The organism is Flavobacterium sp. GCM10022190 (genome assembly GCF_042656445.1).
GTDB lineage: Bacteria > Bacteroidota > Bacteroidia > Flavobacteriales > Flavobacteriaceae > Flavobacterium > Flavobacterium nitratireducens.
In genome coordinates, this window is record NZ_JBHSOQ010000001.1 from 825,552 (window position 1) to 840,207 (window position 14,656).

8 protein-coding genes are annotated in these 14,656 nt (G+C 37.2%); all 8 read left to right on the forward strand.

From position 1 onward, the window contains the following. Window positions 1–7 precede the first annotated feature (7 nt). Window positions 8–1,411, forward strand: coding sequence for a glycoside hydrolase family 140 protein (locus tag ACFPTQ_RS03535; RefSeq protein ID WP_379773940.1), 1,404 nt, complete (start codon window positions 8–10; stop codon window positions 1,409–1,411). A 102-nt stretch (window positions 1,412–1,513) separates the two neighbouring features. After that, the gene (locus tag ACFPTQ_RS03540; protein ID WP_379773943.1) at window positions 1,514–3,088 is read left to right on the forward strand and encodes a glycoside hydrolase family 28 protein; all 1,575 of its coding nucleotides are present in this window, start codon (window positions 1,514–1,516) and stop codon (window positions 3,086–3,088) included. A gap of 10 nt (window positions 3,089–3,098) precedes the next feature. Next, window positions 3,099–4,022 carry a glycoside hydrolase family 43 protein gene (locus ACFPTQ_RS03545; protein WP_379773945.1) on the forward strand — a complete coding sequence of 308 codons (924 nt, stop codon included), beginning with the start codon at window positions 3,099–3,101 and terminating at the stop codon, window positions 4,020–4,022. Then, window positions 4,022–5,887 carry a six-hairpin glycosidase gene (locus ACFPTQ_RS03550; RefSeq protein WP_379773947.1) on the forward strand — a complete coding sequence of 622 codons (1,866 nt, stop codon included), beginning with the start codon at window positions 4,022–4,024 and terminating at the stop codon, window positions 5,885–5,887. The genes ACFPTQ_RS03545 and ACFPTQ_RS03550 overlap by 1 nt, the downstream gene beginning before the upstream one ends. Window positions 5,888–6,031: 144 nt before the next feature. After that, window positions 6,032–8,812 (forward strand): glycoside hydrolase family 78 protein, encoded by a 2,781-nt coding sequence (locus tag ACFPTQ_RS03555; RefSeq protein WP_379773949.1) that lies wholly within the window; start codon window positions 6,032–6,034, stop codon window positions 8,810–8,812. An 11-nt stretch (window positions 8,813–8,823) separates the two neighbouring features. After that, window positions 8,824–10,266, forward strand: coding sequence for a prolyl oligopeptidase family serine peptidase (locus tag ACFPTQ_RS03560; RefSeq protein ID WP_379773951.1), 1,443 nt, complete (start codon window positions 8,824–8,826; stop codon window positions 10,264–10,266). A gap of 192 nt (window positions 10,267–10,458) precedes the next feature. After that, on the forward strand, window positions 10,459–12,918 hold the full coding sequence (locus ACFPTQ_RS03565) for a glycosyl hydrolase family 95 catalytic domain-containing protein (RefSeq protein WP_379773953.1): 2,460 nt from the start codon (window positions 10,459–10,461) through the stop codon (window positions 12,916–12,918). An 88-nt stretch (window positions 12,919–13,006) separates the two neighbouring features. Next, window positions 13,007–14,572: an MGH1-like glycoside hydrolase domain-containing protein gene (locus tag ACFPTQ_RS03570; RefSeq protein ID WP_379773955.1), complete on the forward strand. Its 1,566-nt coding sequence runs from the start codon at window positions 13,007–13,009 to the stop codon at window positions 14,570–14,572. Window positions 14,573–14,656 lie beyond the last annotated feature (84 nt).

The window sequence follows — 14,656 nt, forward strand, 5'->3', positions numbered from 1 at the left end:
TTTAAGAATGAAACTAAAGTTAAATTTTTCAGTTACTCTTTTGATGTCTTTACTACTAATGTTAATGGCAGAAAAAGGAAATTCACAATCAAAGGAATTATTAAAACTGGAAGTATCTAAACAAAATCCACATTATTTTCAAACCGAAGACGGAAAACCATTCTTTTGGTTAGCCGATACCGGTTGGTTGACTTTTGGAAAATTAAGTCGTGAAGAATTGAATACCTATTTTCAGGACAGAAAGAAAAAAGGCTACAATGTAATTCAGGTGATGGTTTTGCATACGCTAGCTGTAAAAAATGTCTATGGCGATTATGCTTTAGTAGATGGAAATGTTTCAAAACCGTTGACTAAAGCTGGAAATGATTTCAAAAATCTTGCTGAATATGATTTTTGGGACCATGTTGATTATGCACTGGATGTGGCTCAAAAGAACGGAATTTACTTGGCGATGGTGCCAGTTTGGGGAACTAATATTAGCAGTAAAGACAGCAAAGTAACCAAAACAGATGTTGAAAAATACGCACAGTTTTTAGCGGATAGATATAAAAATAGAACCAATGTGATTTGGTTAAATGGAGGAGATACTTATGGGGATAAATTCACCGATATCTGGAATGCCATTGGAAATATATTGAAAAATAATACCAATCAGTTAGTGACTTTCCATCCTTTTGGACGTACCGATTCATCTGAGAATTATCACAATGCCAAATGGTTGGATTTTAATATGTTCCAATCCGGTCATCGTAGATATGATCAGGATACCTTGCCTAATTCGTTCAAAGAAGACAATTACAAATTTGTTTTGAGAGATTATGCTTTAAAACCAACTAAGCCAACATTGGATGGAGAACCATCTTACGAGGGAATTCCTCATGGTTTACATGATACTTTGCAACCAAAATGGAAAGATCAGGATTTAAGAAGATATGCCTATTGGTCTGTTTTTGCAGGTGGTGCTGGATTTACGTATGGGAATAATGCTGTAATGCAGATGTTTCACAAAGGGGAAAAGAAAGGGGCATATGGAAACAAAGCCATTTGGAGTGATGAGTTAAATGCTCCGGGAGCTGGCCAAATGCAATATGTAAAAAAACTGATTTTGAGATTTAATTTTAATGATAGAATACCGGACGAATCGATGGTAGCCAATCAGGGAGTGAAATACAATTACATAGCAGCTACACGCGGAAAAGATTATGCGCTGGCTTATACCTACAATGGTAAAAATATCATTCTGAATATGGGTGTAATTCAAGGAGATAAAGTAAAGGCTTCCTGGTTTAATCCTAGAAACGGTAAAGAAAAAACAATTGGGTTATTTGCTAATAAAGGGGTTCAGGATTTTAATCCTCCAGGAGAAAAAGTAGATGGAAACGACTGGGTTTTAGTTTTAACTTCCAAGTAGCTAAAATCTTGTTATACCGAGGAACAAGGAATCTCAAAAGGATGACAAAAATGAAAATGAATCTGCGCAAATCTGCAAAATCTGCGTGAAAAATAAAAGACTATGAAAATTAAATCATTACTTATAGTACTCTGCCTTTTTACAGGATTTAATTTCGCTTTCGCAAAAGAAGGTTGGATTAATATCTTGAACGAAGGTGGAAACAACAAAGGAATTTTGTGTACCAAAGCCATTCAGAAAGCCATAGAAAAAGCGGCTGCCAATGGCGGAGGAACAATCTTTTTTCCTGCTGGAAATTATTTGACAGGACCTATTCAATTCAAAAGTAACATCAGTATTTATCTGGATGCCGGAGCCGTTTTGAAATTCTCTGACAATTTTGATGACTATTTACCTTATGTCGAAATGCGTTACGAAGGTTTGATGATGAAAACATTTAAGCCCTTATTTTATGCCAAAGATGTGGAGAATATCAGTATTCAGGGAAGAGGGATTATCGATGGTCAAGGTAAAGCTTGGTGGAATGAGGTGTACCGAATTGAAACGGCCAAAGGTCCAATTCCTCCAACAAAATATCAAACCATGTGGGTGGAACAAAATCCGGGAATCAAATATGAAGCCTATTATAAAAGAACGATTGATAAGCATTTTTTCAGACCTTCTTTTTTCCAAACACTCAATTGTAAAAACATTTTAATCGAAGGAGTTACTTTTCAAAATTCCCCTTTCTGGACGATTAATCCGGAGTTTTGTGAGAACATCACCATTACAGGAATTACTATCAATAACCCGCATTCACCTAATACGGATGGTATTAATCCTTCTTCTTGCAAAAATGTGCATATTTCCAATTGTCATATTAGCGTAGGCGATGACTGTATTACGATTAAATCCGGTCGCGATGAAGACGGTCGTAAATATGGCGTAGCTACCGAAAATGTAACAATTACCAACTGTACTATGCTAAGCGGTCATGGTGGTGTTGTTATTGGTAGCGAAATGTCGGGCGGCATCAAAAAAATCACCATTTCTAACTGTGTTTTTGATGGAACCGACAGAGGAATCCGTTTGAAATCGGCTCGTGGTCGTGGCGGTGTGGTAGAAGATATTCGAGTAGACAATATCGTGATGAAAAACATCAAAGAAAATGCTATTATCATGGATTTGTTTTATGATAAATCTAGCAAAGAAGAACCAGTTTCAGAACGAACACCTATTTTTAGAAACATTCACATCAGTAATTTAACAGGAACCGATGTTAAAAAGGCAGGATCTATTGTTGGAATTACTGAAATGCCAGTTCAAAATATTTCTTTTTCGAACATAAATATTCAGTCTGAAGACGGATTTACATTGAACACCACAGATAATGTTGAATTTCACGATGTAAAAGTTACCACTAAAATGGGGGCTTCTTTCGAAATCGAAAATTCATCCAATTTAATTTTAGACAATGTAGCCACTATGAAACCTATTGCAAATACTCCATTGATTAAGCTAACGGATGTTTCTAATATGGCGATAACGAATAATTTTCCAATGTTTACTACGGATGTTTTCTTAGATGTCGATGGTGTTAAGACTAAAGGAATCTTTTTGAAGAATAACATTTTTAATAATGTAAAAAAAGCAGTGAACAAAGGTGCAACCCTGAATCCAACTGCGGTAGTGGAATAAAACAAAGCGCATGAAAAAAATTATCATCATACTAATTGTAAGTTTCACAATTTTGAGTTGTTCCAATTCAAAAGAGGCGTATCTATTTACTTCTTTCAGAGAACCAGCTACCGATGGTTTGCATTTGGCTTACAGTCAGGATGGTTACCATTGGAACGGATTAGAAGGTTCGTTTCTAAAGCCGGAAATAGGTAATAGTGCCACTAAAATCATGCGTGATCCATCTATCGTGAGAGCTAAAGATGGCGTGTATCATATGGTTTGGACAACCGACTGGAAAGGTGGAAACGGATTTGGCTATGCCAGTTCAAAGGATTTAATCCATTGGTCAAAGCAACAATACATTCCGGTGATGAAACACGAACCGGAAGTAGTAAATGTTTGGGCACCTGAAATTTTTTATGATGATGAAAACGAGCAATACATCATCATTTGGGCTTCAACCATTCCTTTTCGTTATCCAAAAGGACAGGAAGAAGAAAAGAACAACCACCGCATGTATTATGTAACCACTAAAGATTTCAAAACATTTTCGGATACTAAATTATTCTTAGATCCTGGTTTTTCAGTTATTGATTGCGTACTTTTAAAAAGAGCTAAGAACGATTATGTCTTGGTTTTAAAAGACAATACCCGACCAATGCGAAACATCAAAGTGGCTTTTGCAAAATCGCCTCTTGGACCATTTGAAAATATCTCTGAACCATTTACCGATCATTTGTCGGAAGGCCCAACGGTTTTACACAAAGACAATTATTGGTTGATTTATTACGATAATTACGGAGCGAAAAATTATAAAGCATTAAAGACTTTCGACTTTAAAAAATTTGAAGATGTGTCTTCGCAAATTCAATTACCGGAAGGGCATAAACACGGAACAATTACCACTATTTCAAAGAAAACTTTGAAAGCTTTAATTGAAAATAGAAAATAATGAAAACATTCTTAAATATAAAAGGAAGTATTTTAGCAGCAGCAGTTACAATGGCAAGTTGTATTACTGCAGTTGCGCAAAATGACACCATCAAATACGTTGGAAAAACACTTTCTAATGTAGATTATCATCATGGGCAATTGAGTCCGGCAGTTGGGGTTCACGCTACGCAAATTATGCGCGCCAGCCGTGAACATCCGGAAAAAGCGGATGGTTTTGGCTGGACCTATAACCATCAGTCGATGATGGCCTATTGGAACAACACCTTTTATTTGCATTATTTGAGCGACCCTTCGGGAGAACACATTCCTCCGAGTCAAACCTTTGTAATGACTTCAAAAGATGGAGTCAACTGGACAAAACCTCAGGTACTTTTCCCAATATATCGCGTTCCTGACGGATTTAAAAAAGCAGAAGTGGAAGGTGTGGCTAAAAACCTTGACGCCATCATGCACCAGCGCATGGGATTTTATGTTTCTTCGGATAACCGATTACTTTCTCTGGGCTATTATGGTGTAGCCATGGATAAAAAAGACGATCCAAATGACGGAAAAGGAATTGGTCGTGTAGTAAGAGAAATTTACAAGGACGGTAGTTTTGGGCCAATTTATTTTATTCGATACAACAAAACAGCAAATCCATTACCAACGACTTTTCCATTTTATAAAAAGAGTAAAGACAAGAAATTTATCAAAGCCTGCGACGAATTGCTCTCTAAGCCTTTGTTGATGCAACAATGGGTGGAAGAAGCCGACAGAGAAGACGAATTAATTCCGTTAAAAAAACAATACAAAGCCTTTAATTATTATCATTTGTCAAATGGAAATGTAGTCGGACTTTGGAAATTTGCGCTAACTTCTATCAGTAAAGATGAGGGTAAAACCTGGGAATATGTGCCTTTGAGAGCACCGGGTTTTGTAAATAGCAATGCGAAAATCTGGGGACAAAAAACGTCTGATAATCGTTATGCAACGGTTTATAATCCTTCGGAATACCGTTGGCCATTAGCTATTTCAACTTCAGATGATGGATTGACTTATAAAGATTTATTGTTAGTTCACGGCGAAATCAGTCCGATGCGATACGGTGGTAACTATAAATCGGCCGGACCGCAATATGTACGCGGAATTTTGGAAGGCAATGGAACACCCCCTGATGGCAAACTTTGGGTGAGTTATAGTGTGAACAAAGAGGATATTTGGGTAGCTTCTATTCCGGTTCCGGTAACCAGTGAAGTAAAAGAGAATGCCAATGATGTTTTTAATAATTTGCCTAATGGCGAAGAATTAAAATTATGGAATACTTATGATTTGTCTTGGGCTTCCGCCAAAATTGAAAAGAAAGCCGATGGTCAAAAAACCTTAACATTACGTGATCATGATGCTTTTGATTACGCTCGTGTGGAGCGCGTGATTCCTTTTGCTCAAAAAATGGAAGCTTCTTTTATAGTTGTTCCTGAGCAAAATAACCACGGACTTTTACAGGTAGAATTCCAAAATAAACAAGGGCTTCCTGCTATTCGAATTGTATTCGATTCAGATGGTGAAATAAAAGTAAAACACGGAGCTCGTCATGGTGGTTTGGGCAAATATGAAGCAGGCAAAGAGTACAAACTGACTGCGAAATTAGATGCTACTTCCCGTTCGTATACGATTCAAGTGAATGAGGGTAAAGAAACCCCTAAGATATTTTATGCTCCGGTTGATGGAATTGCACGAATTATGTTTCGTACCGGTGAGCAACGTCATACCCCAAATCCAGATACCGAACCGGATACCCCTGATTTTGTGGATTTACCGGATACAGGAAAATTAATTCCAGAAGCGGTTTTTAATATTAAATCTTTGGTGACTAAAAAGTTATAATAGTTTTTACCATTAAGAAATTAAGGAAATTTAGTTTTTGCTTAATTTAACTTAATGTCTTAATGGTTTAATTGAAAAATCACAATCTATAATCTGTGCATATCTGATCCCGATAGCTATCGGGACTGCGTGAAACTAGAAATGATGAAACATTTAAAATCCATATTATTTTTTCTATTAGTTGCTTTTACCACTAAAGCTCAAGTTACGGTACAACATTTAATTTGTAATAATGCAACCAATCCGTTGGCAATTGACAAAACGGCTAATTTTAGTTGGCAATTATCTTCAAAAACGTATAATGTGTCGCAACAGGCTTATCAAATATTAGTTGCTTCTTCCGAAGAGAAACTAAAGAAGAATATAGGCGATGTTTGGGATAGTGGTAAAATAAATTCGGATGCCAGTCAAAATGTGGTTTACCAAGGAAAAGCATTAAAAATCGAAACCAAATATTTCTGGAAAGTCAGAGTTTGGTTGAATGAGAATAAGGCTTCCAAATGGAGTGCAACGGCTTATTTCAGAACCCAACCATCCGATTTGAATCCTACTTGGATTGGAGCCATTACTAAGGCAGATAGTCATTTGCCGGAAGGCAGAAATTACCATACTGCCACTTTCAAAAAAGAAAAAAGACAGGCCATAGTCGATGCTACCGATTCATTGGCTCGTAGAAGTATTCAATTGCGAAAAGCATTCATTATTTCGAAAAAAATAAAAGAAGCAGTGGTTTATGTTTCTGGATTGGGGCATTACGAACTGACTTTGAATGGTAAAAAAGTAGGGAATAGCGTGTTTGCGCCTTTATGGACGGATTATGATAAGACTGTTTATTACAATGCCTATGAAATTAGTGCGAATGATTTGGCAAAAGGCGAAAATGTCATTGGAGTATTGTTAGGGAATGGAATGTACAATATGATTGCCGAAAGGTATGCGAAATTCTTCGTGAGTTTTGGTCCTCCAACCTTGTTCTTAAAAATGAAAGTGGTTTATGAAGATGGTTCGGAACAAATTATTAAAACGGATAAAAGCTGGAAATATTCCAAGAGTCCAATTACTTTCAATAGTATTTTTGGAGGAGAAGATTACAATGCCAATTTAGAACAAAAAGGCTGGGATTCGAAAGGATTTAACGATGCCAATTGGAATCCGGTTGTGATTCAGGAAGCACCCAAAGGGGTTTTACGAGCGCAACAAACGACTCCGGTACAAGTAGAAGAACAATTTGGCGTAAAAGCGGTGACCGAACCACAGTCAGGTGTTCGTGTATTTAATATGGGGCAAAATCTTTCCGGTTTTCCAACGATTAAAGTGCAGGGTAAAAAAGGACAAAAAGTACGTCTTTGGGTTGGTGAAGGTTTAAATGATGATGGCACCGTGGGTCAGGGACGTTCCGGTAAACCGTATTACTTTGAATATACTTTGAAAGGCGAAGGCGTGGAAGAATGGCATCCTAGATTTAGTTATTATGGGTACCAATACATACAAGTTGAAGGAGCGAATTACAAAGAAATGAAAGACGCTTCTTTACCAACAATTCTGGATTTAAAATCCAATTTTATTTATAATTCGGCAGGAAAGACGGGAAGTTTTACTTCTTCCAACGAGATTTTCAACAGAACCCACGAATTGATTAATAATGCTATCAAAAGTAATTTTCAATCGGTGTTGACGGATTGTCCGCACCGTGAAAAATTAGGCTGGCTGGAAGAAGCCCATCTGAATGGACCGGGCTTGATTTTCAATTACAATTTGAGAAATTATATTCCGGCAATCATGCAAAACATTGCCGATGCCCAACGTGAAAACGGTATGATTCCTACGATTGCTCCTGAATACGTAGTTTTTGGTGGTGATTTTACTGATTCACCGGAATGGGGTGTTACAGGGGTAATTTTGCCTTGGATGTACTATGAATATTATGGTGATGATTCTTTGTTGCGAACTTTTTATCCTGTGATGAAAAAATACGTGGATTACCTGACTTCTAAGGCTGAAAGCGGTATCGTTTCCTATGGTTTGGGTGATTGGTATGATTACGGCGAACATGCAGCGGGTTATTCTAAAAACAGCCCGATTGCACTATCAGCAACTTCGCATTATTATTTCGGAATTGACTTAGTAGCGAAAGCGGCAAAACATTTAAATAAGACAGAAGACATCGTGTTTTATGAAAATTTAGCAAAAAGTGTTAAAGATACATTTAATGGCAAGTTTTTTGATGAGAAGACCAAACAATACGGAACCGCAAGTCAGTTTTCTAATGCCGTACCTTTGTTTTTAGATATGGTAGCAACGGAAAACAAACAGGCAGTTTTGGATAATTTGGTTAAGGATATCAAAGTCAGAAATTATCGTTTGACAACGGGTGATGTAGGGAATCGTTATTTGTTTCAGGTTTTAGCAGATAACGGATTGAATGAGGTAATGTACAAAATGCACAATCACTATGATGCGCCTGGTTATGGTTTTCAGATTAAATTTGGCTTAACCACCTTAACCGAACAATGGGATCCGCGAAAAGGGAATTCCTGGAATCATTTTATGATGGGGCAAATTGAGGAATGGTTTTATAAAAGTTTAGTTGGGATTGTTCCTGATGAAGCGAATCCTGGTTTTAAACATTTCTTTTTAGAGCCTGAAATAGTTGGAGGTATGACTTTTGTAAAAGGAAGTTATGCTTCGGTTTTTGGAGAAATAAAATCGGAATGGGAGAAAAAAGACGGAAAATTGTATTTTAAATGTACTATTCCTGCTAATACAACTGCTACGGTAAAATTACCTGTGGCGAAACAGTCAGCCATCAAAATAAATGGTAAAATCCTTGGGGAGGCTAAGCAGGTGTTGAAGGTTATAGAAAATGAAATTAAACCTTCATTTGTCTTAGGTTCAGGAATATATGTAATTGAATGTGCTTTGTAATTAAAAATAAAATGATAATTTTAAGGAGTATAGTGGATAAAATGGGGATGGTGTTTCTGTTAGGAATACTGTTTTTGTCGTCATTTTATGTAAAAGCACAAACATCGGATTCTAATTATAGAGAGCCAATTATAAAAACCATATCCACTATTGAATCTATTTTCAAAGTAAAAATCAATGATAAAGATGGTTTGCTAAAAGGCAAGGAACTGGATTATGCAGCATGGCGCATTCGTCAGGGAAATTTAGAAGTTTCACTGACTGCTGTTTTAGCTCCTTTTGATTTGACTTTTTTTAAAGAAAATGATTCCACTTATGTGATTCGAAAGTTTGAATATGCCAGAAGATCGGCAGATGTAGGTAAAGAACGCTTGGAATTTTTAGTCGATTTGTATCCCAATTTAACAGTTTGGGAAAGCAGAAAGGCCGATTTGAAACAATGTATTATCAGTTCGATTGGTTTGGACAAAGCGCCGCCAATGCCAAAGAAAAAGCCGTTTTTAACTCCGGCAAGAAAGTATGGCGATTATACGGTGGAGAATATTGGATTGGAAATTATTCCGGGTGTTTTTGTAACAGGTTCGATTTATAAACCATATCCATTAAAAGGGAAAGCGGCTGTGGTAATTTCACCTAACGGTCATTTTGGTGACGGAAGGTATCGAAAAGACCAGCAATTGCGTTGCGCTATTTTGGCAAAAATGGGTGCTGTTGTAGTGGATTTTGATTTGTTTGCTTGGGGCGAATCTACTTTACAGTTTGATTCGACTTTGCATCGTCAAAGTATTGCACAAACCATTCAGGTTTTGAGTGCCGAAAGATTATTGGATTATTTAGCTACGCAAAAATACGCCGATATGAAACGAGTAGGAGTGACTGGTGGTTCGGGTGGAGGATCGATGACAATGTTTCTGGCAGCAATTGATGACCGAATCACAGTTTTAGTGCCTGTGGTGATGACTTCCTCTCATTTTGTGGGTGGTTGTCCTTGTGAAAGTGGTCGTGGTTTACATCTTTGTGGCAACGGAACCAACAATGCTGAAATTGCAGCAATGGCGGCTCCAAAACCACAATTAATTGTTTCTGATGGTGGCGATTGGACTTCGACTGTTCCGGAATTGGAATTTCCATTTATCCAAAAAACCTATGCGATGTATGGGAAAAAGGATGTAGTTGAAAATGCCCATTTTCCAAAGGAAGGACATAACTATGGGGAGTCAAAACGTATGGCGATGTATCCTTTTATGGCTAAATATTTAGGGTTGGATTTGAATAAAGTAAAAAATAAAGAAGGTCAAATTGACGAATCGACTTGTGTGATAGAACCAACAGAAAAGCTATTGGTTTTTGGAACAAAAGGAGAAAAATTACCTTCTTATGCTATAAAAGATATTAATCAGTTGTACGCTCTTTTTGGAGAGAAAAACGAAAAAAATGTAGAAGTTAAGAAGTAAATTTAGAGCTGAATTGTTTTACACGATATTGTCATTCCGATGAAGGAGGAATCTTCAATGCAAAATCGACAAAGATTGGGTCTTTGATTACGGAGTTACTTGCGGAGATTCCTCGTTCCTTGGAATGATAAACAAGGCGGATTAAGAAATAAAGAAAAATAATTGGTTCATTTAGAGTCAAAAAAATAAAATATGAAGTTAAAGTATAAAATAGCAAGCTTTTGTTTCGGAATTCTGTCATTAGTTTTAAATGCACAACAGCAGCCATTGAAATTATGGTACAATACGCCAGCTGCTATTTGGAACGAAGCCTTGCCTTTAGGGAATGGTCGTTTGGGAGCTATGGTTTTTGGTGATCCGTCAATTGAACGTTTGCAATTGAATGAAGAAACCATTTGGGCGGGTTCTCCTAATACCAATGCACATTCCAAATCCTTAGCCGCTTTGCCTGTGGTAAGGAAATTAGTTTTTGAAGGAAAATACAAAGATGCTCAGGATTTGGCTACTCGTGATATCATGTCGCAAACCAATGACGGGATGCCGTATCAAACTTTTGGAAGTGTGTACATTTCGTTTAACGGACATAACGATTACAAGAATTATTACCGCGATTTAGATATTGCCAATGCCACAGCATCGGTTCAGTACGAAGTGGATGGCGTTACGTATAAAAGAGAAGTTTTGACTGCTTTTGCAGATCAGGTTATTGCAGTGAAATTATCGGCAAGCAAAGCCGGGAAGATTAGTTGCAATGTAATGATGAACAGCCCGATTGATAAAACCGTATCTTTTTCGGATAACAACGAAATTGTGATGAACGGTACCGGTACTAATTTTGAAGGTGTAAAAGGGAAAGTAAAATTTGAAGGTCGCCTTGCTGTTCAGAATAAAGGAGGAAAAGTAAGTTCTAAAAATGGAGTTTTAAGCATTAATGGAGCCGATGAAGCCACTTTGTACATTTCTATTGCTACTAATTTTGTTGATTACAAAACCTTAGATGAAAATCACGAGCAAAAATGTAAACGTTTTCTTGAAGCTGCTTTGACAAAAAACTTCGAAGAAATTAAGAAAGCTCATGTTTCTTACTACCAAAAATTCTTTAACCGTGTAAGTTTAGATTTAGGTGCTAATGAAAATATTAAAAAACCTACTGATGAACGTATCCGTGATTTTAAAAAGGAATTTGATCCGCAATTAGCGGCGCTTTATTTTCAGTTTGGACGTTATTTGTTGATTTCTTCTTCGCAACCGGGTGGTCAGCCGGCTAATTTGCAGGGGATTTGGAACGATATGGTTTCTCCTCCTTGGGATAGTAAATACACCATGAATATCAATGCCGAGATGAATTATTGGCCAGCCGAATTGACCAATCTTTCGGAAATGCACGAACCTTTTATCCAGATGGCAAAAGAATTGGCGGTAACCGGACATGAAACGGCTAAAACCATGTACAATTGTGATGGTTGGGTGTTGCACCATAACACTGATATTTGGCGTATAACCGGACCGGTAGATCAGGCAGCTTCAGGAATGTGGCCAACAGGTGGTGCCTGGGTATGTCAGGATTTGTGGGAACGCTATTTATATACTGGAGATAAAAAATATTTAGCCGAAATTTACCCAATTATGAAAGGAGCGGCTCAGTTTTTCTTGGACTTTATGGTAGTAGATCCAAATACTAAATATTTGGTTGTTGTACCTTCTTCTTCGCCTGAAAATGTACATGCTGGCGAGGATGGAAAATCGACTATTGCTTCGGGGACGACTATGGACAATCAGTTGTTGTTTGATTTGTTTAGCAATGTGATTAAAGCCACTGATATTCTTTCAGAAGATGTTGCTTTTGCCCAAAAAGTAAAAGAAGCTTTGGCTAAAATGCCACCAATGAAGGTAGGACAACACAATCAATTACAGGAATGGCAAGACGATTGGGACAATCCTAAAGACAATCACCGACACGTATCTCATTTGTATGGTTTGTTTCCAAGTAATCAGATTTCGGCATTTAGAACTCCGGAATTATTCGAAGCGGCTAAACAATCTTTGATTTACAGAACCGATGAATCTACAGGTTGGTCAATGGGATGGAAAGTAAATTTGTGGGCAAGACTTTTAGACGGAAATCATGCCTATAAATTAATCCAGGACCAATTGCATTTGGTTACTCCCGAACAACGAAAAGGGGGAGGAACTTACCCAAATATGCTGGATGCACATCAGCCTTTCCAAATTGATGGAAACTTTGGATGTACAGCCGGAATTGTGGAGATGTTAATCCAAAGTCAGGAAGGAGCGATCCAGTTATTACCTGCTTTGCCAACAGTGTGGAAAAACGGTTCTGTAAAAGGAATTGTAACCAGAGGTGGTTATGTAGTAGATTTGGAATGGAAAAATAATAAAGTTTCAATGGTAAAAATTCACGCCAAATTGGACGGAAACTGTCGATTGAGATTGGAAAATAGCTTAAAAGCAAATGGATTTTTGATTAAAAAAGCAAAAGGTCAAAACCCGAATCCATTGTTCCAAACAGCAGAAATTAAAAAACCAATTGTATCCGAAAAAGCCAAGTTGCCAAAAGTACAATTGCCAAAGTATAACGAATACGATGTGGAAATGAAAGCCGGTAAAACCTATACTTTTTATGGGAATTAATAATAAAACCATAGAAGTCATATAAGAACATATAAGTTTAGCTTCGATGAACTTATATGGCTTACATGGTGTAATAAAAATAAATTAAATGTTTAAAAATTTTACATACAGAATCATCGCTTTAGTAATCCTGATAACAGCTTTTAGTAGTTGTAAATCGGCTGACGGGCATTCCAAAAGAGACACAGCCGCCATTTTGAAATCATCAAATTATAAGCATTATGTGGATTACTTCAATACGATGGAGGAGGAGAATCTAAAATTTGCCATTCCAAATGATAGTGCTTGGACTTGGATGCAAAAGAATATTCCGTTGTTCGAATGTCCGCAGCAAAATTTTGAAGAAATCTATTATTTCCGTTGGTGGACAGCTCGAAAACACATTAAAAAAACGCCACAAGGATATGGAATTACGGAGTTTTTGGTAGACCGTTCCTATGCGGATAAGTACAATTTAATTGCTTGTGCGGTGGGGCATCATATCAATGAATTCAGATGGATTCACGACCCAAAATACATTGAACAGGATGTGAAATTATGGTACAGAGGTAACGATGGTAAGCCAATGAACAAATTGTATAAATTCAGTAGTTGGACAGCCAATGCTTTGTACAATCGTTATTTGGTAAACAAAGACAAACAATTTTTATTGGATATGATGCCGGATATGGTTACGGATTTTGCGGTTTGGGAAAAAGACAGAATGCGTCCGGACGGTTTGTTTTGGCAACATGATGTAAAAGACGGTATGGAAGAATCCCTAAGTGGTGGTCGTAAAGTCCAAAATGCAAGACCTACGATTAACAGCTATATGTATGGAAATGCCGTGGCAATTGCAAAAATGGCGGAATTAAAAGGCGATAAAGTATTAGAAGAAAAGTTCAAGGCTAAAGCCGATAAATTGCAAAGTCTGGTAGAAACAAAATTATGGAATTCCAAAGCAGATTTCTTTGAAACGCTTACGGAGAAAGATACTTTGGCTCAGGTTAGGGAAGCGATTGGTTTTATTCCATGGTATTTTAATTTACCAACAAAAGGAAAAGGTTTTGAAAAAGCCTGGGAACAAATTAAGGATGAAAAAGGATTCTCAGCTCCTTTTGGATTAACTACTGCCGAGCGAAGAAGTCCTCGTTTTAGAACTCATGGAACCGGAACCTGTGAATGGGATGGCGCAATTTGGCCTTTTGCCACATCACAAACCATGACGGCTTTGGCAAATGTGCTAAATAATTACACTCAAAATGTAGTTGATAAAACCGACTATTTCAGGCAAATGAACCTGTATGTGGAATCCCAATATTACCGTGGTCGACCATATGTAGGGGAATATTTGGACGAAACAACCGGTTATTGGTTAATGGGCGACAGAGAACGCAGCCGTTATTACAATCACTCGACTTTTAACGATTTGATGATTACCGGATTGGTTGGTTTACGTCCAAGAGCTGATGAAAAAATTGAAGTGAATCCGTTGATTCCACAGGAAAAATGGGATTGGTTTTGTTTAGACAATGTATTGTATCATGGCAATATCATCACGATTCTTTGGGATAAAACAGGGGAGATATACCATAAAGGCAAAGGGTTTAAAATATTCAAAAACGGAAAGGAAATTGCAGCTTCTGATAAATTGGAAAAATTGGTATCGGAATAGATTTTTGGATGCTTCGGAGAAGCATAATATTTATAGCAAAATATTTGCATGAAGATAAAAAGCTCCATAGGAGCGATACATTAA